The sequence below is a fragment of the Salinicola sp. JS01 genome, from assembly GCF_030284585.1.
GTDB lineage: Bacteria > Pseudomonadota > Gammaproteobacteria > Pseudomonadales > Halomonadaceae > Salinicola.
The window spans coordinates 1,793,330-1,817,122 of record NZ_CP127244.1 but is presented as its reverse complement, the minus strand read 5'-3'; the positions used below and the strand labels follow the sequence as shown (position 1 = coordinate 1,817,122).

General features: G+C 65.0%; 22 protein-coding genes. 9 read left to right on the top strand and 13 right to left on the bottom strand.

The window, feature by feature from the left end; translation table 11 throughout:
• Window positions 1-380 precede the first annotated feature (380 nt).
• The 5 genes from yihG to QO259_RS08150 all read left to right on the top strand — a co-directional run bounded on the left by yihG (window position 381) and on the right by QO259_RS08150 (window position 4,536).
• A complete protein-coding gene (gene yihG, locus QO259_RS08170) occupies window positions 381-1,256 on the top strand; it encodes a 1-acylglycerol-3-phosphate O-acyltransferase, YihG family (protein ID WP_285952451.1) in 876 nt (291 codons plus the stop codon).
• Window positions 1,196-2,086: a M23 family metallopeptidase gene (locus tag QO259_RS08165; protein WP_285952450.1), complete on the top strand. Its 891-nt coding sequence runs from the start codon at window positions 1,196-1,198 to the stop codon at window positions 2,084-2,086. The genes yihG and QO259_RS08165 overlap by 61 nt, the downstream gene beginning before the upstream one ends.
• Before the next feature lie 137 nt (window positions 2,087-2,223).
• The gene (locus QO259_RS08160; protein WP_207035449.1) at window positions 2,224-3,381 is read left to right on the top strand and encodes a glycosyltransferase family 4 protein; all 1,158 of its coding nucleotides are present in this window, start codon (window positions 2,224-2,226) and stop codon (window positions 3,379-3,381) included.
• Window positions 3,350-3,910 (top strand): phosphatase PAP2 family protein, encoded by a 561-nt coding sequence (locus QO259_RS08155; RefSeq protein WP_207035447.1) that lies wholly within the window; start codon window positions 3,350-3,352, stop codon window positions 3,908-3,910. Before QO259_RS08160 ends, QO259_RS08155 begins: the two co-directional genes overlap by 32 nt.
• On the top strand, window positions 3,907-4,536 hold the full coding sequence (locus tag QO259_RS08150) for an alpha-ketoglutarate-dependent dioxygenase AlkB family protein (protein WP_285952449.1): 630 nt from the start codon (window positions 3,907-3,909) through the stop codon (window positions 4,534-4,536). Before QO259_RS08155 ends, QO259_RS08150 begins: the two co-directional genes overlap by 4 nt.
• 194 nt (window positions 4,537-4,730) lie before the next feature.
• Here QO259_RS08150 and gcvT read toward each other — a convergent pair whose 3' ends face one another.
• A complete protein-coding gene (gene gcvT, locus QO259_RS08145; RefSeq protein ID WP_285952448.1) occupies window positions 4,731-5,840 on the bottom strand; it encodes a glycine cleavage system aminomethyltransferase GcvT in 1,110 nt (369 codons plus the stop codon).
• Between the two features lie 72 nt (window positions 5,841-5,912).
• Window positions 5,913-7,301, bottom strand: coding sequence for an alanine/glycine:cation symporter family protein (locus tag QO259_RS08140; RefSeq protein ID WP_285952447.1), 1,389 nt, complete (start codon window positions 7,299-7,301; stop codon window positions 5,913-5,915).
• A 535-nt stretch (window positions 7,302-7,836) separates the two neighbouring features.
• Here QO259_RS08140 and gcvH point away from each other — a divergent pair.
• Complete coding sequence (gcvH, locus tag QO259_RS08135) at window positions 7,837-8,241, top strand: glycine cleavage system protein GcvH (RefSeq protein ID WP_285952446.1); 405 nt, start codon at window positions 7,837-7,839, stop codon at window positions 8,239-8,241.
• Between the two features lie 72 nt (window positions 8,242-8,313).
• Window positions 8,314-11,217, top strand: coding sequence for an aminomethyl-transferring glycine dehydrogenase (gcvP, locus tag QO259_RS08130; RefSeq protein WP_285952445.1), 2,904 nt, complete (start codon window positions 8,314-8,316; stop codon window positions 11,215-11,217).
• A 157-nt stretch (window positions 11,218-11,374) separates the two neighbouring features.
• Here gcvP and QO259_RS08125 read toward each other — a convergent pair whose 3' ends face one another.
• Window positions 11,375-12,295, bottom strand: coding sequence for a LysR family transcriptional regulator (locus QO259_RS08125; RefSeq protein ID WP_285952444.1), 921 nt, complete (start codon window positions 12,293-12,295; stop codon window positions 11,375-11,377).
• A gap of 215 nt (window positions 12,296-12,510) precedes the next feature.
• Here QO259_RS08125 and QO259_RS08120 point away from each other — a divergent pair, with 215 nt between their 5' ends.
• Together QO259_RS08120 and ppnN are read left to right on the top strand one after the other, a co-directional pair.
• Window positions 12,511-12,798 (top strand): YfcL family protein, encoded by a 288-nt coding sequence (locus QO259_RS08120; protein WP_207035435.1) that lies wholly within the window; start codon window positions 12,511-12,513, stop codon window positions 12,796-12,798.
• A gap of 50 nt (window positions 12,799-12,848) precedes the next feature.
• Window positions 12,849-14,222 (top strand): nucleotide 5'-monophosphate nucleosidase PpnN, encoded by a 1,374-nt coding sequence (gene ppnN / locus QO259_RS08115; RefSeq protein WP_285952443.1) that lies wholly within the window; start codon window positions 12,849-12,851, stop codon window positions 14,220-14,222.
• A gap of 122 nt (window positions 14,223-14,344) precedes the next feature.
• Here ppnN and QO259_RS08110 read toward each other — a convergent pair whose 3' ends face one another.
• The 10 genes from QO259_RS08110 to QO259_RS08065 all read right to left on the bottom strand — a co-directional run bounded on the left by QO259_RS08110 (window position 14,345) and on the right by QO259_RS08065 (window position 23,686).
• Entirely contained in the window at window positions 14,345-14,731 is a 387-nt protein-coding gene (locus QO259_RS08110; RefSeq protein WP_285952442.1) for a hypothetical protein, read from the bottom strand.
• Window positions 14,728-15,189, bottom strand: a complete 462-nt coding sequence (locus tag QO259_RS08105; RefSeq protein WP_285952441.1) for a flavodoxin domain-containing protein — start codon at window positions 15,187-15,189, stop codon at window positions 14,728-14,730. The genes QO259_RS08110 and QO259_RS08105 overlap by 4 nt, the downstream gene beginning before the upstream one ends.
• Before the next feature lie 210 nt (window positions 15,190-15,399).
• Window positions 15,400-15,708 carry an integration host factor subunit alpha gene (gene ihfA, locus QO259_RS08100; RefSeq protein WP_035470927.1) on the bottom strand — a complete coding sequence of 103 codons (309 nt, stop codon included), beginning with the start codon at window positions 15,706-15,708 and terminating at the stop codon, window positions 15,400-15,402.
• A gap of 27 nt (window positions 15,709-15,735) precedes the next feature.
• Window positions 15,736-18,117 (bottom strand): phenylalanine--tRNA ligase subunit beta, encoded by a 2,382-nt coding sequence (pheT, locus tag QO259_RS08095; RefSeq protein ID WP_285952440.1) that lies wholly within the window; start codon window positions 18,115-18,117, stop codon window positions 15,736-15,738.
• A 27-nt stretch (window positions 18,118-18,144) separates the two neighbouring features.
• A complete protein-coding gene (gene pheS, locus QO259_RS08090; protein ID WP_207035425.1) occupies window positions 18,145-19,164 on the bottom strand; it encodes a phenylalanine--tRNA ligase subunit alpha in 1,020 nt (339 codons plus the stop codon).
• A gap of 157 nt (window positions 19,165-19,321) precedes the next feature.
• A complete protein-coding gene (gene rplT, locus QO259_RS08085) occupies window positions 19,322-19,672 on the bottom strand; it encodes a 50S ribosomal protein L20 (RefSeq protein ID WP_035470930.1) in 351 nt (116 codons plus the stop codon).
• 39 nt (window positions 19,673-19,711) lie between these two features.
• On the bottom strand, window positions 19,712-19,906 hold the full coding sequence (rpmI, locus tag QO259_RS08080) for a 50S ribosomal protein L35 (protein WP_035470931.1): 195 nt from the start codon (window positions 19,904-19,906) through the stop codon (window positions 19,712-19,714).
• Window positions 19,907-19,993: 87 nt separating this feature from the next.
• On the bottom strand, window positions 19,994-20,593 hold the full coding sequence (gene infC / locus QO259_RS08075) for a translation initiation factor IF-3 (protein ID WP_207035423.1): 600 nt from the start codon (window positions 20,591-20,593) through the stop codon (window positions 19,994-19,996).
• On the bottom strand, window positions 20,568-22,478 hold the full coding sequence (gene thrS / locus QO259_RS08070) for a threonine--tRNA ligase (RefSeq protein ID WP_285952439.1): 1,911 nt from the start codon (window positions 22,476-22,478) through the stop codon (window positions 20,568-20,570). Before thrS ends, infC begins: the two co-directional genes overlap by 26 nt.
• A 314-nt stretch (window positions 22,479-22,792) precedes the next feature.
• Window positions 22,793-23,686 (bottom strand): OmpA family protein, encoded by an 894-nt coding sequence (locus QO259_RS08065; RefSeq protein WP_285952438.1) that lies wholly within the window; start codon window positions 23,684-23,686, stop codon window positions 22,793-22,795.
• Between the last annotated feature and the right edge of the window lie 107 nt (window positions 23,687-23,793).

The window sequence follows — 23,793 nt, the reverse complement described above, 5'->3', positions numbered from 1 at the left end:
GATAGATGACGAGACGGCGCGATGGCGGCACGCGACCATCGACGGCCGGCGAGCTGCATCCCGCCGCACGCGGGGTGAGGCAGAAGCAAAAGGAGCGGCATTCTAACAACTTGCCTACCCTATTCCGACTCGCGAACGCCACCCGGCGCGGCGTGCCACGAATTATTCACATCTTCTGTGGATAACGCTGTGCATTTCCGGTGGCCTGCCGCGACGCTCGCCGAGCCTCTCGGCATCGCGCTCGGATTGATCAGTTTTTCGGCACTCGCTCACCCCGACGGCATGACGATTTTGACCCTTGACCCGGACACCGCCATGGTCATCTGTGCAGTTCGACGACATTCCAGTAACATTACTCCAAGTCTTTGATGGAGCATGGCATGTCGACCCTTAAGGGGCTCGTCAGCGTACTGCTGTTGATCGCCAACACCCTGTTCTGGGGCACCCCGCTGATCGCGCTCACCGCGGTCAAGCTGGTCACGCCCACGCGTCGGGCGCGACTCTACGTGCTCGGCGGGCTGCATTGGCTCGCCCTGGCCTGGATTCGCACCAACAACGTCTGGATCCGCCTCTGGTTGCGCCCGCGCATTCACCACGAGCTGCCAGAGGGCCTCTCGCCGGCACAGTGGTGGCTGGTGATCGCCAACCACCGCAGCTGGACCGATATCATCGTCATGCTCTATGTGCTCACCGACCGCCTGCCGATGCCCAAGTTCTTCCTCAAGCGCGAGCTGATCCTGGTGCCTATCGTCGGTCTCGCCTGGTGGGCGCTGGAGTTCCCGTTCATGCGCCGCTACAGCCGCGAGCGCCTGGCGCGCAACCCCAGGCTCGCCGAGCGCGACCGTCAGGCGACCCAGCGCATGTGCGACCACGCCCGCGAGATGCCGATGACGATCTACAACTTCGTCGAGGGCACCCGCTTCACCGCGGCCAAGCGCCAGGCCCAGTCGAGCCCGTTCGAGCATCTGCTGCGCCCCAAGGCCGGCGGCGTGGCGCAGGTGATTGGGCTGCTCGGTGAACGCCTCGACGGCATTCTCGACGCCACCCTGCACTACCGGCGCCAGCAACCCGACTTCTGGGACTTCCTGTGCGGCCGCGAGGGTCAGATCGCGCTGGTGGTCAGACGCCTCGATCGGCCGAACTGGATGCTCGAGGGCCGTTACGACGATGCCCAATACAAGGAACGTTTCTATTCATGGCTCAACACCCTGTGGCAGGAAAAAGACGCGGCGCTCTCCTCCTACTCCTGGCCCTGATCCTGCTGCTCGGCGGCTGCGCCAGCGGTGGGGGTGGCAGCAGTCGCGCCGGCCCCGGCTGGATCACGGTCCAGCGCGGCGACACCCTGGGCAAGATCGCCAGTCAGGCGGACATTCCGCTGCTGCGTCTGCAGCGCTTCAACCCCGGCGTCGATGCACGTCGCCTGGCGGTGGGCCAGCGCCTGATGCTGCCCTCGCGCCAGGAGCGCGCCCCCGGTGGCGGCCCCTACCGGTATCAGGTGCGCCGTGGTGATACGCTCTACGGCATCGCTCGCTACTTCGGCGCCGACCCGCAGCGGGTTCAGACCGCCAACCCGGGGCTCGACCCGAGCAATCTCGCCGTGGGCCAGCTGATTCAGGTGCCACTGAGCAGTGCCGGCAGTCGCAGCAGCGGCGCGCGTACCAGCGCCCCAGCCGCGCGCCGCAGTCTGCCCGACCCGGGCCCACTGCCGCGCTCGGCGCACGGCTGGGCATGGCCACTGTCCGATTACCGCATCGCGCGCCCCTTCGGTCGCGATGCCAACGGCACGCTGCAACCGATGCTGCTCGCCACCACCGCGCCCGCCCAGGCCAAGGCGACCAACGCCGGCAAGGTGCGCTTCGCCAGCGGCATGCGTCAGCTCGGCCAGGTGGTGATCCTGCACCACGCCGACAACATGCAGAGCGTCTACGCCTTCTGCAGCAAACTGCTGGTGAGCGAGGGCCAGAGCGTGAACCGCGGCGATCCGGTGTGCGACATCGCCCACGATGACAACGCCAATAACTACCATCTGCTGTTCGATCTACGTCATGGCGGCAAACCCATCGATCCCGCGCGCGTGCTACGCTGATCGACAACGGGGTTTGTCATGGAACCGTCATCGCTTTGACGCATTGACGTCACTGCCGATACGCAGGATCTAGGAAGGGTCAACACGGTCGCACGCGCCGCCAACGCGGTCGTGCGCCGTGCAAGGGAGTGATCGTGATGCGGATAGCCCTGGTCAGCGAAACCTGGTCTCCGGAAGTCAACGGGGTGGCGCACACGCTGCGCCACCTGGCCAACCACCTCGTCGCCAAGGGCGTCACTCTGCAGGTGATCCGCCCGCAGCCGGTCGGCGGCGAGCGTGACCAGTTGGCCGAACGCGATGTGCATGTCAGGGGCATGTCGCTGCCGATCTATGCCGACGTGCATATCGGCTTGCCGTGTCGGCGGCGACTGTTGAAGCTGTGGCGCGAGGAGCGCCCCGATGCGCTCTATATCGCCACCGAGGGACCGCTCGGCTGGTCGGCACTCAACGCCGCCCGCGATCTGCAGATCCCCGTGGTCAGCGGTTTTCACACCAATTTCGACCAGTACGCCGGCAACTATCATCTGGGCTGGAGCATCCCCATCGCCCGGCGCGGCCTGCGTTATTTCCACAATCGCTGCGAAGCCACCCTGGTGCCCACCCAGGCCCAGCGCCAGCACCTCGAACGCCAGGGCTACCAGCGCGTCTCGGTGCTCGCCCGCGGCGTCGATGCGCGCCGCTACACGCCCGAGAAACGCAGCGCCGAGCTGCGTCGCCAGTGGGGCGTCGGTCCGCACCAGCCGGTGGCGCTCTACGTGGGCCGCCTCGCCTCGGAAAAGAACATCGAGCTGCTCGCCGACAGCATGGCGGCGATGCAGCGCAGCAACCCCGCCCTGACCCAGGTTCTGGTAGGCGACGGCCCGGCGCGCAAGACACTCGCGCGACGTCTGCCGGAGGCGATCTTCACCGGTTTTCAGACCGGCGAGGCGCTGGCGGCACACTATGCCAGCGCGGACCTGTTCGTCTTCCCCTCGCTCTCCGAGACCTTCGGCAACGTCGTGCCCGAGGCCATGGCCAGCGGCCTGGCCGTGATCGCCTTCGAGCACGCCGCCGCCCAGGAACTGATCACCGATGGCGTCGATGGGCGCCTGATCGCCGCCGACGATCGCCATGGCTTCATCCAAGCCGCCAGTCAGCTGAGCGGCCAGCCGGCCCTCTACGCTCGGCTCGGCCGGCAGGCGCGGCAACGCGCCGCCGCACTGAGCTGGGCCAACATCGGTGATCGCTTTCTCGCCCACATGATCCAGGTCCAGAGGCCACAGCATGCTGCCGCGCACTACACGTCTCACGTTTGAACGTCTCGATCGCTTCGAGAGCCGGCTCAGCCACCGCTTCGCCGAGCTCTCGCGCCACTCGCCGACGCTATGGCTGTTCCGGCTGGTCAGCCGGCTGGGCGACTGGCCGGCATGGGTGCTGCTGTGCCTGTGCCAACCGCTGTGGCACGGTGCCCGTGGCTGGCTGATCGCTGTCTACTGGGGGCTGACCACCGCGGTCGCCGCCCTGCTCTACCGACTGCTCAAGACCCGCCTGTGCCGCGAGCGCCCCTACATTACCTTCTCGACCATTCGCTGCAGTATGCCGCCGGTGGACCGCTACAGCTTCCCCAGCGGACACACCCTGCATGCGGTGATGTTCACCCTGCTCACCGCCACCACCACGCCCAGCCTGCTGCCGGTGGTCTTCCCCCTGGCCTGTCTGATCGCCGCCTCACGCGTGATACTGGGGCTGCACTATCTCAGCGATGTGCTGATCGGTGGCCTGATCGGCGCCGGGCTCGCCTGGTCGAGCCAGGCACTGGCTGTGTTGATCTTCCCCCCGCTTTGAGCGCCGGCGCCACATCCCGCGAGGCGTGGCAGTGGCTCGAGACCGAGCCGCTGCTGGCCCGGCTGGACGCCTTCATCGCCCCGGCGGCGGCCAGCGCGCTGCTCGAGACACTGCTTCACGAGGTCGCGTGGGAGAGCCCGGCCATCCGTGTCTACGGGCGCGACCATGTCATCCCCCGCGCCCAGTGCTGGATGGGTGATCCCGAAGCCAGCTACCGCTACTCCGGCAGCCAGCTGGTTCCGACAGCCTGGCACCCGGCGGTGGCCGAACTGGCCATACGGGTGCAGCAAGCCCTGGCCCAGGCCGAACTGCCGACCACCGAGTTCAACAGTGTGCTGCTCAATCGCTATCACGACGGTCAGCAGCGCATGGGCTGGCACAGCGACGACGAGCCGGAGCTGGGCCCGGACCCGATCGTCGCCGCGGTTTCGCTTGGGGCCGAGCGCCCGCTACGCTTCCGTGAGCGTCGCCGTGGCCCCGGGCGGCGGGCGTTCAACGTCTGGCTGCCCCACGGCAGCCTGCTGCTGATGGGCCCCGGCGTTCAGTCCCGCTGGCAGCATGCCCTGGCCCCACGGGCGATCCCCGGTCCGCGTATCAGCCTCACCTTTCGCCGCGTCCACGGCTGAGCCGATTCAACACGCACCTTCATGAGCAGCGATAGCCGAGCCGCGCTGACACCCCAGCCTGTTACCCTGCGTGCTTATCCTGGAAACCAAAAAAGCCTCCCGAATGGGAGGCTTCGAAAGGTTATCCGCGACCAAATAAGATAACGGTATAAATAGGGCAAAGCGCCATCGTGGCTCAGCCTTACCGCCAGCGCTCAGCGCTGATAGTTGGCCTCGACGAACGGCATCCGGCTGACGCGCATCGGCAAGCGTTTGCCGCGCACGTCGGCGTAGAGCGTGGTCTCGAGCTGTGCCACCTCGGGCTTGACGTAAGCCATGGCCACCGGCGCCCCGACACTGGGGCCGAAGCTGCCGGAGGTGACCTCGCCGATGGCGTTGTCGTCGGCATCGTAGAGCGCGCACCCTTCGCGCACCGGCGCCCGCCCCTCGCCGACCAGCCCGACCCGCTTGCGCCGGTGATCCTTGGCCTGCATCTGATGCAGGATGATATCCGCACCGGGGAAGCCCGCTTCGCGCTCGCCGCCTATCCGGCGCGCCTTGCCCACCGCCCAGGCGAGGCTCGCCTCCACCGGCGTAGTGGTGGCGTCGATATCGTGGCCATAGAGACATAGCCCTGCCTCCAGGCGCAGCGAATCGCGCGCGCCCAGGCCGATCGGCGCCACCTCGGTCTGCGCCAGGAACCAGCGCGCCAGCTTTTCGGCGGCCTCGGCGGCGACCGAGATTTCGAAACCGTCCTCTCCGGTGTAGCCGCTGCGGCTGATCCACAGGGTGTCACCGTCGACCTCGAAACGTCCATGCTGCATGAAGCTGAGTTCGCAGGCCGCGGGGCACAGCCGGTCCATCACCTGGCTCGCCTGCGGCCCCTGCAGCGCCAGCAGCGCGCGGTCGAGCACCTCCACCTCGTGCTCGGTACCCAGACCGACCCGCATCAGCGCCACGTCCGCATCCTTGCAGGCCGCGTTGACCACCACGTAGAGCGCATCCCCCTGGTTGACGATCATCATGTCGTCGAGGATGCCCCCCTCACTGTTGGTGAACAGCGCATAGCGCTGACCGCCCTCGGGGATACCCACCACGTCCGCACACACCAGCGTCTCCATCGCCTGCGCCGGCGACGGCCCGGTCACCCGTACCTGGCCCATGTGGGAGACGTCGAACAGGCCGCAGGCTTGGCGAGTGTGCTCGTGCTCCTTCTTGACCCCGAGGGGGAACTGGACCGGCATGCTGTAGCCGGCGAAGGGCACCATCTTGCCACCCAGCTCTTGATTCAGGGCGTGAAGCGGTGTCTGTTTGAGATCGGACATGAGGATTCTCCAGATCGGGTCGAGAAGGAAACCGTGCCACAGGGCCGCCACGCGTGGCAGCGGCCCGCGGCATCAGTCGCGGTGGCGTTCGAGCTCCTCGCCCGGCAGCACCGTCTTGCCGGCGAAGTGATCGCGGGTCAGCTTGAACACTACCGGTGACAGCAGTGCCAGCGCGATCAGGTTGGGAATCGCCATCATGGCGTTGAAGGTGTCCGCCACCAGCCAGATGAAATCCAGCTTGGCCATGGCCCCCACCGGCACCGCCAGCACGAAGACGATACGGTAGAGCATGATCGGCTTGTCGCCGAACAGATACTGGAAGCACTTCTCGCCATAGAACGACCAGCCGAGGATGGTGGTGAAGGCGAAGACCGCCAGCGCGATGGCGACCACGTGCTGACCCACCCCCGGTAGCGCGCTGTCGAAGGAGAGCGAGGTCAAGCCGGCACCGCTCTCGCCGTCCAGCCAGTGGGTCGAGGTGAGAATCACCAGCGCGGTCATGGTGCACACCACCAGAGTGTCGATGAAGGTACCGAGCATCGCGATCAGCCCCTGGCGCACCGGGTTGCGGGTCTGGGCCGCGGCGTGGGCGATCGGCGCACTACCCAGGCCCGCTTCGTTGGAAAAGATGCCCCGGGCCACGCCGAAACGGATCGCTGCGGCCACGGCAGCGCCGGCGAAACCGCCGGTGGCGGCGATCGGATTGAAGGCGTGATTGAAGATCAGCGCGAAGGCGTTGCCGATCTGATCGACGTTGATGACCAGGATGATCAGCCCCGAGACCACGTAAGCCACTGCCATCAGCGGTACCAGCTTGCCCGCGACCTGGGAGATGCGCTTGATACCGCCCAGGATCACGGCACCCGCCAGCAGCATGATGATCACCCCGGTCAGCCACGCCGGCACCCCGAAGGAGGTGGTCAACGCATCCGCCACCGAGTTGGCCTGCACCGTATTGCCGATGCCGAACGCCGCCACCGCGCCGAAGAAGGCGAACAGCCCGCCGAGCCACGCCCAGCGTCTGCCGAGACCGTTACGGATATAGTACATCGGCCCGCCGACATGGTTACCCTGGGAGTCGGTCTCGCGGTAGCGCACCGCCAGCACCGCCTCCGAGAACTTGGTCGCCATGCCGACCAGCGCGGTGAGCCACATCCAGAACACCGCCCCGGGGCCGCCGAGCGCGATCGCCGTCGCCACGCCGGCGATATTGCCCGTGCCGATGGTCGCCGAGAGCGCGGTCATCAGCGCATTGAACGGCGAGATCTCGCCATCGTTGCGGTCGTCGTCGGCACTCCGACGCCCCTGCCAGAGTAGACTGAAGCCGAGCCCGAGCTTGCGGATCGGCAGCAGCTTGAGGCCCAGCTGGAGATAGATCCCCACCCCGAACAGCAGTATCAGCATCAACGGGCCCCACACGACCCCGTTGATGGATCCGAAGATATTGGTCAAAAGTTCCATGGCAACCCCCTGTTGAGATTGTTATTGCCCAGCGCCCCGACGGCCAGTCGTGGCGCGACCTGCCAGACGCTTGTGTCGAAAAAACCCTGCAACGATAGAGGATTATACTGCGACTTCACAATCAGACCCGTGGCGGATCGGAAGTGCAGCAGCGACGACACTGAGGATGTCGCTAACCTTATGCGAAAAGGTGAGGCACGAAAAGCGTTCTTGTTTCCAATAAGAAACATAAGCGTCGATCAGAAACGCGCCTCTCGACCGCCAGGCGCACGAGCGCTGAGGCATGCGCGCCACCACCGCCTCTTTCGACCACCGCCACGCCGCGAAGTCGGCAGGCGCAAGCCGCCAGTGGCGCGACCCGCGGCTCGAGCGGGCGGTTGCCACTGGACGCCGGCGCCTTCTCGCCCCAACCTAGGACGTGGCGACAGCGATCGTGATCACAGCGATCGCGGGCCTATGCCAATTGACGAAACATTGATGCATAATGCTCGCCAGAGTCTCTTGTGCCGAAATACGTTTCTTATAGGAAACCCTCATGAGCGATATCCCCAACAACCTGCTCTATACCGATAGCCACGAATGGGTGCTGGACAACGGCGACGGCAGCGTCACTGTCGGCATCACCGACCACGCCCAGGAAGCACTGGGCGACGTCGTCTTCGTCGAACTGCCCGAGCCAGGCAAGAGCCTCGACGCCGGTGACGAATTCGGCGTCATCGAGTCGGTCAAGGCGGCCTCCGACCTCTACGCGCCGCTGGCCGGTGAAATTCTCGAGGTCAACGAAACGCTCGAGGATGCCCCCGAGACCGTCAACGACTCGCCCTACAGCGATGGCTGGATTCTCAAGCTCAAGCTGGCCGATCAGGGTGAGCTGGAGTCACTGCTCTCCGCCGAGGCCTACGCGGACCTGGTCGCCGCCGAGGCAGATCAGGACGACTGACCCACTCGCCCCAGTCGCGGCCACCCGCCCCGCCGGGTGGCCCTCTCCCACCGCCGATCCGCTGGACGCACCATGCCTACCGATACCCGCACCCTGGCCGAGCTGGCCAACCACGACGATTTCCTCAAGCGCCACAACGGCCCGAGCGGTGAAGACGTCACCGCGATGCTCAAGACGCTCGGCATGACCTCGCTGCCGACGCTGATCGAGCAGACCGTGCCCCAGGGCATCCGCCTGAAGCGGGAACTGGCGCTGGACGGCCCCAAGGGTGAGGCGGAGGCGCTCGACTATCTCAAGGGCCTGGCGCGTCAGAATCGGGTATTCAAGAGCTACATCGGCCAAGGCTACTACCCCACTCATCTGCCGCCGGTGATCCAGCGCAACGTGCTCGAGAATCCGGGCTGGTACACCGCCTACACGCCGTATCAGCCGGAGATCGCTCAGGGGCGTCTCGAAGGCCTGCTCAACTTCCAGCAGATGGTGATGGACCTGACCGGCATGGCGATCGCCAACGCCTCGCTGCTCGACGAGGCGACCGCCGCCGCCGAGGCAATGGCGCTGTGCCGACGCGCCAACAAGAAGAACAAGAGCGAACGCTTCTTCGTCGCCGACGACGTGCTGCCGCAGACCCTCGACGTGCTGCGCACGCGGGCGGCCTATCTCGGCTTCGAGCTGGTGGTCGCCCCGCGTGCGCGCCTGGCCGAGGAGGAAGTGTTCGGAGCCCTGCTGCAGTATCCCGGGGTCTATGGTGAAGTCCCGGCGGATCTCGAAGCACTGATCGCGGCCGCCGGCGAGCGCCAGATCATGACCTGCGTCGCCGCCGACCTGATGAGCCTGGTGCTGCTCAAGCCGCCGGGCGAGATGGGCGCCGATATCGTGCTCGGCAACTCCCAGCGCTTCGGTGTGCCGATGGGCTACGGCGGCCCGCACGCGGCCTACTTCGCCGCCAGCGATGCGCTCAAGCGCTCGCTGCCGGGACGCGTGATCGGCGTCTCCAAGGACAGCCATGGCCGCCCGGCACTGCGCATGGCGATGCAGACCCGCGAGCAGCATATCCGGCGCGAGAAAGCGACCTCCAACATCTGTACCGCCCAGGCGCTGCTGGCCAACATCGCCGGCTTCTACGCCACCTATCACGGTGCCGAGGGGCTGCGCACCATCGCCACTCGCATCCACCGTCTCACCTCGCTGCTGGCGACGGGCCTGGCTCAGCACGGTGTCGCGCTCAAGCACGACAGCTGGTTCGACACCCTGACCCTGTGCGGCGTCGACAGCCACCGCATCCAGGGGCGCGCGCTGACCCGCGAGCTCAACCTGCGCTATCCCGGCGACGGCGAAGTCGGCGTGAGTCTCAACGAGACCACTACCGCGGCCGATCTGGCCGAGCTGTTCGATGTGCTGCTGGGCGACGAGCACGGCCTCTCGGTGAGCGAGCTCGATCGCCAGGCCCAGCGCGAGGCGATCACCGGCGTTCCCGCGGCGCTTGCACGCCACAGCGACTTCCTGACCCACCCAAACTTCCAGCGCTTTCGCAGCGAGACGGAAATGCTGCGCTATCTCAAGCGCCTGGAGAATCGCGACCTGTCGCTGACCCATGCGATGATCCCGCTGGGCTCGTGCACCATGAAGCTAAACGCCACCAGCGAGATGATCCCGATCACCTGGCCCGAGTTCGCCAACATCCACCCCTTCGCGCCCGCCGAGCAGGTCGCCGGCTACCGCCAGATGATCACCGAACTGAGCGACTTCCTGGTCGAGATCACCGGTTACGATGCCATTTCGATGCAGCCGAACTCGGGGGCCCAAGGCGAGTACGCGGGCCTGGTGGCGATTCGCCGCTATCAGCAGGCCAACGGCGAGGGCCATCGCGATATCTGCCTGATCCCCAGCTCGGCCCACGGCACCAACCCGGCCTCGGCGGCGATGGCGCAGATGCAGGTGGTGGTGGTGGAGTGCGACCGCGACGGCAATATCGACCTGAGCGACCTGCAGGCCAAGGCAGAGAAATACAGTGAGCGCCTCTCGGCGATCATGCTCACCTACCCCTCGACCCACGGCGTGTTCGAAGAGAGCGTCCGCGACGCCTGCCAGATCGTCCATGAGCATGGCGGCCAGGTCTATATCGATGGCGCCAACATGAACGCCCAGGTCGGCCTCTGCCGCCCCGGCGACTACGGCGGCGACGTCTCCCACCTCAACCTGCACAAGACGTTCTGCATCCCCCACGGGGGCGGTGGTCCGGGCATGGGGCCGATCGGGGTCAAGGCGCACCTGGCGCATCATCTGCCCAACCACGTGGTGACCCCGCAGGAGGGGATCGACCCGGCTGCCGGCGCGGTCTCCGCGGCAGCCTTCGGCAGCGCCTCGATCCTGCCGATCTCGTGGGCCTACATCAAGATGATGGGCGCGCGCGGGCTGCGCGAGGCGACCGAGCTGGCGATCCTCAACGCCAACTACATCGCCAAGCGGCTCGAACGCCACTACCCGGTGCTCTATCGCGGCGCCAATGGCACCGTGGCCCACGAGTGCATCCTCGACATTCGCCCGCTCAAGGCGGCGTCGGGAATCGGCGAGGAGGATATCGCCAAGCGCCTGATGGATTACGGCTTCCACGCCCCGACCATGTCCTTCCCGGTCGCCGGCACGCTGATGGTCGAGCCGACCGAGTCCGAGTCGCGCTATGAGATCGACCGTTTCTGCGACGCCATGATCGCGATTCGCGAGGAGATCGCCCAGGTCGAGAACGGCACCTGGCCCAAGGATGACAATCCGCTGGTGATGGCCCCCCACACCATGGCCGACCTGGCCGCCGAACACTGGGAGCGCGCCTACTCCCGCGAACTCGGCGCCTTCCCCTCCCAGGCCTCGCGGGAAGCCAAGTACTGGCCGGCGGTCAATCGGGTCGACAACGTCTTCGGCGACCGCAATCTGATCTGCAGCTGTCCGCCGATGGACGCTTACCGCGACGCCGTCTGAGATACGCGCGAAAGCGACAGGCTCATAAGACGCATGCGTGAAAAAGCAACGGCCGCTCATCGAGCGGCCGTTGCCTTGTCTGGGGAACCCATCGAACCGGTGTCGGGCTATGCGCGCTGTCTTCTAGCGAGACATCTCCTTCTCGCTGGACACCCTATCAGGCGTCCTCCAGAGACGGCAGCTCGCTGTAGCCATAGAGCGAATTGAGGCGCTGCTGACGGAAGGTCTCGAGCAGCTGCCGGTAGCGCTTGGGCAGCTCGACGTCACTACGGCTGACCAGATAGAGGGTGTCATAGACCGGTTGCGCCAACGGCAGCTCACGTACCTGACGCTGCCAGGGCGAGGTCTCCAGCACCGGCCGCGAGACCACGGTGAAGCCCAGGCCACGGGCGACCGCGTCCAGCACCTGCCCCACTTCGTTGGTGAATCCCTGACGCGGCAAATGCGTCATGCTGCGGAATTCACCGCCGAAGTTGTTGCGCAGCACCAGACTGGCGTTGGTATTGCCGTCGGTGTAGTTGACGAAGCCCAGCGCCTGCAGCTCGGCGAAGGTGGTACCGGCGAAATCCGCCGGCACCACCAGGCACAGCGGCTCTTGGTGCCACGCCTCGAAGTGCAGATCCGGCTGCTTGCCCACCTCGGTGACGATGCCCACGTCGTAGCGCCCCGCCAGCACGTCGGCGGCGATCTCGTGATTGAAGGCGAAGCTGTAGTTGACCGTGAGTCCCGGGTGCATCTGCTGATAGCCGAGCAGGAACGGATAGAACATCAGCCCCACGCTGCCCGGCGAGGCGATACGGCACTCGCCGCTGTCAGGGGAGTCGTCGTCCAGCGAGTGGCGAAAATGCTCGTGCTCGGCGAACAGCTTGACCGCATAGTCGTAGGCGCGGCGGCCGGCATCGGTCAGCGAGAACTTGCGCCCCTGGCGGTTGAGCAGCGAGCGCCCGAGGTACTCCTCGAGCTTGCGCACATGCTGACTGACACCGGGTTGAGTCATGTCGAGCTTGCCCGCGGTCTGAGTGAAACTGCCGGTTTCGACGAGCATCATGAAGGTACGAAAATACTGGGCGTTGAACATGGAAAACGCGATTCACTCACGCGGGCAGGGCTGAAGAGAGTCGAGGCGCGCGAGAACGTCGCGCCACCGTGGCCGGATAACGGCTGATTGTTATCACGGCCTCTGAATCATCATAGCAATTTATACCCCGAGACGCACCGCCGCCGGCGTCACTGCGCCGCTCCAACACCCGTGTTAGCATGCGTAATCCCCTTTTTTGGATAGTTCAGAGCCCTATGTCAGATCCCTTCGCGCAACGCGCCCAGGCCGTCCAGCGCACCCTGCTCGAGATGGAAGAGAACGCCGCGGAGAACGACCTGTTCGCTCTCGGCTACATGATTCCGCAGATCGGCCTGGTCCAGGAGATGGCCGACTACGACCCTGCCGAGGTAGTGGCGGAAGATTTCGACGCCACCTACTGGCAGTGGCTCGAGAGCACTTTCGCCCAGGACGGCATGAGCGACGCCGACCGCGCGCAGATCGCCGCGCTGTGGCAGCGCGCCGTCGACCGTACTCCCCAATAATCCCTCATGTCGCCCGCCCCGGCGGGCGCTCTCTGTGCAAGGAAACGGCCATGCCCGAGACGCTATCCACCATCGTCTCCCCCGAAGGAAGCCTCGAAGTTCTCTCCCAGTCCGAAGTCAATCGCCTGCGCGACACCTCGGGCAGCGGTCTGCACGACCTGCTGCGGCGCTGCGCGTTGGCGATCCTCAACTGCGACACCCCCACCGACGATGGTCTGGCGGTGATGCAGGCGTATCACGACTTCGATATCGAGGTGCTGCAGCAGGATCGCGGCATCCGCCTGAAGCTCTCCAACGCCCCGGCTTGCGCCTTCGTCGACGGCCGCATGATCCGCGGCATCCGTGAGCAGCTCTCCTCGGTCCTGCGCGACATTGTCTACGTCTACAACGAGATCCAGAACAACCCGCGCTTCGACCTCGACACCAACGAGGGCGCCACCAACGCGGTATTCCATATTCTGCGCAACGCCAGCGCCCTGCGTACCGCCCACGAGCCGAGCATGGTGGTGTGCTGGGGCGGCCACTCGATCAGCCGCGAGGAGTACGACTACACCAAGGCGGTGGGCTACCACCTGGGCTTACGTGAACTCGACATCTGCACCGGCTGTGGCCCCGGGGCCATGAAGGGCCCGATGAAGGGCGCCAACCTGGCCCACGCCAAGCAGCGCCGGCGCGGCGGTCGCTATCTGGGCATCTCCGAACCCGGCATCATCGCCGCGGAGTCGCCCAACCCGATCGTCAACGAGCTGGTGATCATGCCGGACATCGAGAAGCGCCTCGAGGCCTTCGTGCGCGTGGGTCACGGCATCGTGGTGTTTCCCGGCGGGGTCGGCACCGCCGAGGAGATTCTCTATCTGCTCGGCATCCTGATGCACCCGGACAACCGCGACATCCCCTTCCCGGTGATCCTGACCGGGCCGGCCAGCGCCAGCGACTACTTCCAGCGCATCGACGAGTTTCTCTGCTATACGCTGGGTGAGTCGGTGCGTCGACACTACCGCATCATCGTCGACGACCCGGTCAGCGTCGCCCGTGAGATGCGCCACGGCATCGACGATGTCGCCGAATTCCGTCGCAACCAGAACGACGCTTTCTACTTCAACTGGCGTCTCAATATCGAGCGCGGCTTCCAGCAGACGTTCGAACCGACCCATCAGGCCATGGCGGGCCTGGCGCTGCATCGCGACCAGCCGCGTCACGAGCTGGCCGCCAACCTGCGCCGGGCGTTCTCGGGGATCGTCGCCGGCAACGTCAAGGAGCCGGGCGTACGCGCGATCGCCGAGCACGGCCCCTTCCGCCTGCATGCCGAGCCCGAGCTGATGGAGCGCCTAGACGCCCTGCTCACCTCCTTCGTGGCCCAGGGGCGCATGAAGCTGCCGGGTAGCGAATACGTGCCCTGCTACACCCTCGCCGCCCCGCACTGAGTCTGCGCCCGAGCGGCAAACACCGCGCGGGCGGCAGGCCATAAACGCCAACGGGCGACGGGGATCTCCCCGTCGCCCGTTGGCTTTGGTGTCTCAGCTGGCGCCTGCGCCCTTTCGTGGGGCTACTCTCCGCGACGCCGCCACAGCCGCAGCACCACGTGCAGCACCAGCCCCAGCGCCATACCCTGAGAGAGCGTCACCGCCCAGACCACGCCGGCCGCGCTGAATAGACGCCAGCCGGCCACCACTATCAGCCCCACCACCAGGCAGATCAGCAGATGACGGATCGCCCGCGGGCAGCGGCCGCGCTCCGCCGTCGACATCAGCCGCCAGATTGCCGCCAGCGCCACGCTCACCGCCACCACGAAGGCGCCCAGCAGGGCCAGGCGCGTCTGATCACCGAGCAGCCAGTAGCGTGGCAGCGAGAGCAGCATCACCAGCCAGAGTCCCAGCAGCGTACTGAAGCGGGTCGCAGTCAGCGCCCGCGCGGAGGCGGTGGTGTCACTCATGCGCCCAGCCCCTGCTCGGCGATCCACGTCTCGGCCCAGGGCAGCGCGGCGTCATCCGCCATGAAGGTCTCCATGGCATCGATCTCCAGGCGTTCACCCAGACGCTGCGCGCCGATATCGGCAAGGATCTCGTCGAGCGCCCGGCCGGAGCCACAGAAGGTATCGCCATAGGAGCTGTCGCCCAGCGCGATCAGGCCGTAGCGCAACCCGTTCAGCGCCGGCGGTGTCTCCTTCAAGGCACGCACGAAGGCGACGAAATCACCGGGAAAATCCCCACTGCCGGTGGTCGAGAGGCAGAACAGCGCCAGATCGGGACGGTCGTCGACCAGATCGGCCAGCGTCGGCTGCTCGATCACGGTGACCTCGTAGCCAGCCTGCTCGAACAGCGGCGAGATTTGCTCGGCGACATCGAGTGCGCCGCCGTAGACGGTTCCTACGTAGATCTTCAGTCTAGGCATATCAATTCGGTCTAGAGTGGGTGAAAAGCACGGGCAACAGACCGCCCGCGGTGGGCACGAACTTGAGGTTTGTACGAAAAAGTCAGCGAGCGCAGGCATTTTGCGCACAAAGCCTAGCACACCCGCCCGGGGCGGCTCATCCGACGCCGTCTCAACGCAAGACCGCCCGCCGGGGTCGCCGGCAGGCGGTCTTGGAAGTGAGAGCCCTGCTCAGGGGTCCTGCAGCTCGCCGTCGAAGCTTTCGACCTTGGCCTTCAGCTTCTGCCCGGGTCGAAAGGTGACCACGCGCCGGGCGGAGATCGGTATCTCCTCGCCCGTCTTCGGGTTGCGCCCCGGCCGCTCGCGCTTGTCGCGCAGATCGAAGTTGCCGAACCCCGACAGCTTCACCTGCTCGTTTTCGCGTAGGCAGCCACGAATCTCCTCGAAGAACGTCTCCACCATGTACTTGGCTTCCCGCTTGGAGAAGCCGAGCTCCGTATGCAGGTGCTCGGCGAGTTCAGCCTTGGTCAGCGCTCCCATGATCGCTCCTTCGCACAGGACGACAGATCAACTGCGCAGCCTGGCACCGAAACGGGACTCGGCTTCGTCCACCACGGCTGCAATTAACTGATTGATTTCATCGTCATTGAGAGTGCGCGAAGGATGCTGCCAGGTCAAGCCCAGGGCGATGCTCTTGTGCCCCTCGGCAACCCCCTGCCCCTGGTAGACATCGAACAGCTGCCACTGGGTGAGCCACTCACCGGCACGTGCCCGGATCGCTTCCAGCAGCGGTGCCACGCCTACCTCGGCATCGACCACGAAGGCCAGATCGCGACGCACCTCCGGATAGCGCGACAGCGGCTGGAAGGCCGCGATCCGCCCTTCGAGTACCGCCTGCTGGGCGACTTCGAACAGATAGACCTCCGGCTTGATGCCCAACTGCGCCCGGATCGAGGGGTGCAGCGCACCGATCCAGCCCTGGGCCTGGCCACCCCGATAGAGCTCGGCGGTACGCCCCGGATGCAGCGCGGGATGGCTGGCGGCGACGAACTGCCACTCGTCGGCGCAGCCGCCGAGCGCCAGCAGGCTTTCGAGGTCGCCCTTGAGATCGAAGAAGTCGACGCTCTCACGCCCGGCGGCCCAGCCCTCGACGTCGCGACTACCGCATACCAGGCCACCGATCATCGGCGTCTGCGTCAGCGCATCGAGCTCGCCTTGGAACACCAGCCCGGTCTCGAACAGGCGCACCCGCTGCTGTTGACGGTTGAGGTTGTGCATCAGCGCCTTGAGCAGCCCCGGGAAGAGGCTGTGACGCATCACCGACATATCGCTGGAGATAGGGTTGGCCAGGGTCGGCGATACCGCTTCCGGCAGCAGCAGCGATTGCAGCTCGGGGGAGACGAAGCTGTAGGTCACCGCCTCCTGATAGCCACGCGAGACCAGATGGCGGCGCACCCGGCGCAGCGGCTGCAGCGCCTCGTCGGCCGGCTTCAGGCTCAGTCGCGCCTGGGGCCGGCGTACGGGCAACCGGTTGTAGCCGTGGACACGCGCCAGCTCCTCGATCAGATCCTCCTCGATGGCGATATCGAAACGCCAGCTCGGGATCTGCACCCGCCAACGGTCGCCGGGCGCCGACGCGGTCATGCCCAGGCCGCGGAAGATACGCTGGATTTCGTCGTCGGGCAGGCGTACGTCGAGGCAGGCGGCGAGGCGTTCGCGGCTCAGCGCGACGTCGTCACGCTGGGGCAGGTGCGCCGGCTTGCGCACCTCGGAGATCGGGCCCGGGGTGCCACCGACGATCGCCAGCAGCAGCTCGGTGGCACGCTCCATCGCCGGACGAGTGATGTCCGGGTCGACGCCGCGCTCGAAGCGGTGGGAGGCATCAGTGTGTAGTCCGAATTCACGCGCCTTGCCCGAGACCGCAAGCGGTGCGAAGAAGGCGGCCTCGAGGAACAGATGACGCGTCTCGGCGCCGACGCCGCTATCTTCGCTCCCCATGACACCGGCGATCGCCAGCGCCTTGGTCTGGTCGGCGATCACTAGGGTAGTGCCATCCAGCACTACCTCCTGACCGTCGAGCAGGGTCAACCGCTCGCCGTCGTGGGCCCGGCGCACCTCGATGCCCCCTTCGAGCACGTCGAGATCGAAGGCGTGCATCGGTTGCCCTAGCTCGAGCATCACATAGTTGGTGACATCGACCGCCGGATCGATGCTGCGAATACCGCTGCGGCGCAGGCGTTCGCGCATCCACAGCGGCGTCTGCGCGCTCAGGTCGACGTCGCGGATGACCCGGCCGAGATAGCGCGGGCAGCCCGCTTCGTCGCTCACCGCGATCGGGAACTGGGCATTGCTGCGCGCCACCACCGGCGCGATATTTGGCTCTACCACCCGGGTCGCGGTAACGCAGCCGACTTCACGGGCGATACCGCGCAGACTGAGACAGTCGCCGCGGTTGGGAGTCAGGTCGACGTCGATGGTGCTGTCGTCCAGCGCCATCCAGGCGCGGAAGTCCTTGCCGACCGGCGCGTCCGCGGGCAGCACGTAAATCCCTTCGGAGTGCCCCTCCTCCAGCCCCAGCTCGGAGGCAGAGCAGATCATGCCGTGGGACTCGACCCCGCGCAGCTTGGCGCGCTTGATCTTGAAATCCTCGGGCAGCACCGCGCCGACCCGGGCGAACGGCACCTTCTGGCCCACGGCGACATTGGGCGCGCCGCACACCACCTGAACCGGCTCGCCACTGCCATCCTGAACCTGGCACACATTGAGCTTGTCGGCGTCCGGATGCGGCGCCTTGGCCACCACTTCCGCGACCACGACGCCCGTGAAAACCGCCCCGACCGGCTCGATCGCATCGACCTCCAGGCCGGCCATGGTGATGGCATCCGCCAGGGCCTGGGTATCGAGCTGAGGAGAGACCCACTCGCGCAGCCACGCTTCGGAAAACTTCATCTTGATACTCCTTGACTGGCGAAGAACTCAGTTGAACTGGCGCAGGAACCGCAGATCGTTGTCGAAGAACAGGCGCAGATCGTTGACGCCGTAGCGCAGCATCGCCAGACGCTCCGCCCCCATGCCGAAGGCGAAGCCAGTGAAGCGGCTGGCATCGATACCCGAGTGACGGAAGACTTCGGGATGCACCATGCCGCACCCCATCACCTCCAGCCAGCCGCTGTGCGAGCAGACCCGGCAACCCTCGCCGCGGCACATCACACACTGGATGTCGACCTCGGCGGAGGGCTCGGTGAACGGGAAGTAGGAAGGCCGGAAGCGGACCTGCAGATCGTCACGCTCGAAGAACGCCTGCAGGAAATCGGCGATAGTGCCCTTGAGATCGGCGAAGCTGATCCCTTCGTCGACCAGCAAGCCCTCGACCTGGTGAAACATCGGGGTATGGGTCAAATCGGAGTCGCTGCGATAGACGCGTCCCGGGCAGACGATACGGATCGGCGGCTCCTGCGACTGCATGGTGCGCACCTGGACCGGAGAGGTATGGGTGCGCAACAGCCGCGTGGCGTCGAAGTAGAAGGTATCCGCCATGCCCCGCGCCGGATGGTGGGCCGGGATGTTGAGCGCCTCGAAGTTATGGAAGTCATCCTCGATCTCGGGGCCCACGGCGACATCGAACCCGATGTGCTGGAATAGCGCCTCGATGCGCTCCAGGGTCTGGGTCACCGGATGCAGACCGCCATTGACCTCGCCGCGCCCGGGCAGGGTGACGTCGATACGCTCGGCTTCGAGCTGTGCCGACAGCGCCGCCTGCTCCAAGGTTTGGCGGCGCTGCTCGAGCTCCTGCTGCAGCGCCTGCTTGGCCTCGTTGATGCGCTCGCCGGCAGCCGGCCTCTCTTCCGGAGGCAACTGGCCGAGCCCCTTCAACAGCGCCGTGATCTCGCCTTTCTTGCCCAGATAGCGCACACGCACCTGGTCCAGAGCCTGGGCGTCCTCGGCCGCGGCGATGGCCGCGCTCGCCTCGTTGACCAGGGCAGGAAGATGATCCATCCGTCGAGCTCCACTTGTCTCTCGTGACGCACCGCGTATCGCTGCTGCAGTGCACTCAAAAACAGGGTATGGGAAAAAAACAGGGGAAGAGCGGCTGCTCTTCCCCTGGATCGGTCACGCGATTACTCCGACCCGCGAAGGGCCGGGGATGACCGGCTTATGCAGCCTTGGCTTTCTCGACGAGCGCCGTAAACGCGGCTTTCTCGTGAACGGCCAGATCGGCCAGCACCTTGCGGTCGATCTCGATACCCGCCTTCTTGAGGCCGGCAACGAAACGGCTGTAGGACAGGCCGTTGTTGCGTGCCGCCGCATTGATACGGGTGATCCACAGCGCGCGGAACTGACGCTTGCGCTGACGACGGTCACGATAGGCGTACTGACCGGCTTTGATGACCGCCTGCTTGGCTACGCGGAAGACGCGCGAACGCGCACCGTAGTAACCCTTGGCCTGCTTCATGATCTTCTTGTGACGACGACGTGCGACGACACCACGCTTGACGCGAGACATAGTACTCTCCTGACGTTAAAAAAGGTCGACCAAAGGGGCTCAGAGGTTCGGCAGCATGCGGGCCACGAGCTGCTTGTCGGCAGCGTGGACCTGCTTCATACCGCGCAGCTGACGCTTACGCTTGGTGGACTTCTTGGTCAGGATGTGACTACGGAAAGACTGCTTGTGCTTGAAGCCATTCGCGGTCTTCTTGAAGCGCTTGGCAGCGCCGCTGTTGCTCTTGATTTTCGGCATGAGTAGAAACTCCGATCCGATTTCTTTAGAAAACCCGAGGCCGGGCGTGGCGGATTGACGCCACACCCCGTTCGACTTGCCCGCGGATCACTTCTTCTTGGGCGCAAGGATCATGATCATCTGCCGTCCTTCCATCTTGGGAAAGGACTCGACAGCGGCCATCTCCTCGAGATCGCCGGCGATCCGTTCCATCAGTCGACGACCGATGTCCTGGTGCGCCATCTCGCGACCGCGGAAGCGGAGGGTGACCTTGCCCTTGTCGCCACCTTCGAGGAAACGTATCAGGTTCTTGAGCTTCACCTGATAGTCACCCTCGTCCGTGCCAGGCCGGAATTTCACTTCCTTGACCTGAATCTGCTTGGTCTTCTTCTTCTGAGCCGATTTCTGCTTCTTCTGCTCGAAGAGGAATTTACCGTAGTCCATGATCTTGCAGACGATGGGATCGGCATTGGAAATCTGCACGAGGTCCATACCGGCTTCCTCGGCACGCTCCAGCGCCTCCTGCATGGGGACGACCCCCACCTGCTCGCCCTCGGCATCGATAAGGCGAACTTCGTCTGCACGAATACGGTCATTGATGGGCGCGCGCTTTTCCTGAGGGCGCCCGCGCTGATTATTACGCTTGATCGTTAGATCTCCGTTTGGCGATTCACGTTGCTGCTCAGTGCTGATCCGGCTTGCCTGCATGTTCGAGCTGCGCCAGCAGCGCCTCTACCGACAGGGAGCCCAGATCCTCGCCGGACCGAGTACGCACGGCAACGGCACCCGATTCGACTTCCTTATCTCCGACAACCAGCAGATAAGGGATCTTCTGCAGCGTATGTTCGCGAATTTTAAAGCCGATCTTCTCATTCCTCAAGTCCGCTTCGACGCGGAAGCCCGCTTCACGCAAGCGTTTCAGGAGATTTTCGGCGTATTCGCGCTGTGCATCGGTGATGTTCAACACCACCGCCTGGACCGGCGCCAGCCATAGCGGCAGAGCTCCGGCGTAGTGCTCGATCAGGATACCCACGAAGCGCTCCATCGAGCCGACAATGGCACGGTGCAGCATGACCGGGGTCTGGCGCGAGCCATCCTCGGCCACGTACTGGGCGCCGAGGCGGCCAGGCATCATGAAATCCACCTGCATGGTACCGACCTGCCATTCGCGGCCGAGGCAATCCTTCATATGGTACTCGATCTTCGGACCATAGAAAGCACCTTCGCCTGGCAACTCCTGCCACTCTACATCGCAGTTGGCGAGTGCAGCGCGCAGCGCACCCTCGGCCCGATCCCAAGTCTCATCACTACCCAGGCGCTTGTCCGGGCGCAACGCGATCTTCACCGCGATATCGTCGAAGCCGAAGTCAGCATAGACCTTGAGCGCCTGACGGTGGAAGGCAGTCACCTCGGGCTCGATCTGCTCGGGCGTACAGAAGACGTGGCCGTCGTCCTGGGTGAAGGCGCGCACGCGCATGATACCGTGCAGCGCACCGGAAGGCTCGTTGCGATGACAGCCGCCGAACTCCCCGTAGCGGATCGGTAGCTCGCGGTAGCTGCGCAGCCCCGAATTGAAGACCTGGACATGGCCGGGGCAGTTCATCGGCTTGAGCGCATACTCGCGCTTCTCCGACTCGGTGAAGAACATGTTCTCGGCGTAGTTGTCCCAGTGGCCGGACTTCTTCCACAGCGACACGTCCATCACCTGGGGACACTTGATCTCCTGGTAACCGCCGCTCTTGTAGACCTTACGCATGTACTGCTCGACGACCTGCCACAAGGTCCAGCCGCGGGGGTGCCAGAACACCATACCGGGCGCCTCTTCCTGCATATGGAAGAAGTCGAAGCGCCGCGCCAGCTTGCGGTGGTCACGCTTCTCGGCCTCTTCCAGACGCTGGAGATAGGCCTTGAGCGCCTTCTTGTCGGCCCAGGCCGTGCCGTAGATACGGGTCAGCATGGGGTTGGCGGAATCACCCCGCCAGTAGGCGCCGGCCAGCTTGGTCAGCTTGAACGCCTTGAGATGCCGAGTATTGGGCACATGAGGCCCGCGACACATGTCGATGTACTCCTGATGATGGTAGAGACGAATCGTCTCGCCATCGGGAATCCCCTCGACGATCTGCTGCTTGTAAGGCTCGTCGCGGGAGACGAAGGTGGCTAGCGCCTCGGCCTTGTCGACGTACTCGCGCACGACGTCGTAATCCTGGTCGATCAGCGCCTTCATGCGCGCCTCGATCTGCTCCAGATCCTCCGACGAGATCGACTCGCCAAAGTCGATATCGTAATAGAAGCCGTCTTCGATGACCGGGCCGATCGCCATCTTCGCCGCAGGATAGAGCTGCTTGATCGCATGCCCCATCAGATGAGCACAGGAGTGGCGGATGATATCCACCCCTTCCGGATCGCGCGCGGTGATGATGGCGACCTCGGCATCGTGTTCGATCAGATCCGCGGCATCGACCTCGACTCCATCGATCTTGCCGGCAATGCACGCCTTGGCCAGACCCGGCCCGATGGACTCGGCCAGCGCCATGATGCTGATGGGATGTTCGAAGGTTCTCTGACTGCCGTCGGGCAGCGTGACAATAGGCATGAAGACATCCTTATGTTCAGTGGTGGCCCACACCAAGGACCACGTGAACGGTTCGATACGGTGACGTCGCTATCCACGATCAGCCCGCATACGGGCAGGCCGATGTTCGGCGGAAAGGCGTCGACTTGACGATATCGCCGTGAGGCGAGTTTGGGGGCACTAGCGTAGCAGCGCCGAGACACCGACGCCATCGATTACGCGGTTGTCCGGGCAGGTATGGCGGGGAAAGGCGTCGATGCAGCGGTCAGACCTGCCCCACAACGACAGAGGGCGCCCGAAGGCGCCCTCTTGATCACATCGATCTGGTGGCGAGCTTACTTCCACTCGTCCAGTTCGACGCGACGGTTCTGGGCACGACCTTCAGCGGTGTCGTTGCTGGCGATCGGATCGCTCTCACCGTGACCGTAGGTCATGATGTTGTCAGCATTGAAGCCCTTGTTGACCAGGTACGCTTTGACGGAGTCAGCGCGACGCTGGGACAGCTTCTGGTTGTAAGCGTCCGGACCCACGGAGTCAGTGTAGCCGTCGAGACGGATACGCAGCTTGGCGTTGGAGTTGGAGCTAGCCATCAGCTTCTGGGAGATGCCGTCGAGAATCGACTCGGCGTTGGAGGTCAGCTCGGCGGAATCGAACTTGAAGTTGACGTCACGCAGGATGACGCTCTCTTCACAGCCCAGAGAGTTGACCTTGGCGCCAGCCGGAGTGTTCGGGCACTGGTCCTGGTAGTCCGGCACGCCGTCACCGTCGGAATCCAGCGGGCAGCCCTGAGCGTTGACTTCGACGCCAGCCGGGGTACCCGGGCACTGGTCCATGTAGTCCGGCACGCCGTCACCGTCGGTGTCCAGCGGGCAGCCTACCGCGTCAACCGCGACGCCGGCCGGGGTGTTCGGGCACTGGTCACGATCGTCCGGCACGCCATCGCCGTCGCTGTCGACGACGTCGGAGGAGTAGTCGGCACACAGCAGGGCACCTGCTGCTGCGCCGGCAACGCCACCCACGGCTGCGCCAGTGTCTTCGTCGGAACTACCGCTGGTTGCGTAGCCCAGACCACCGCCGATCAGACCGCCAGCGAGGCCGCAGACGAACGGCGAGTTGTACCACGCCTGATCGGAAGAGCTACCGGTGGACTCCATGCCAGAACTGGCACAACCAGAAAGACCGACTACCAGAGCAGAGCCCAGCAGCAGGCCAGTCGTTGATTTTTTCATGTAAGACTCCTTCTTAACACAGCGCTAGTCGTAACGGGCGTTACCCAGCGGCTTCGAGTATAGAAGCCGATTTCGTTGGGAGAAAGTCATTCCCCTCCCTCAACGAC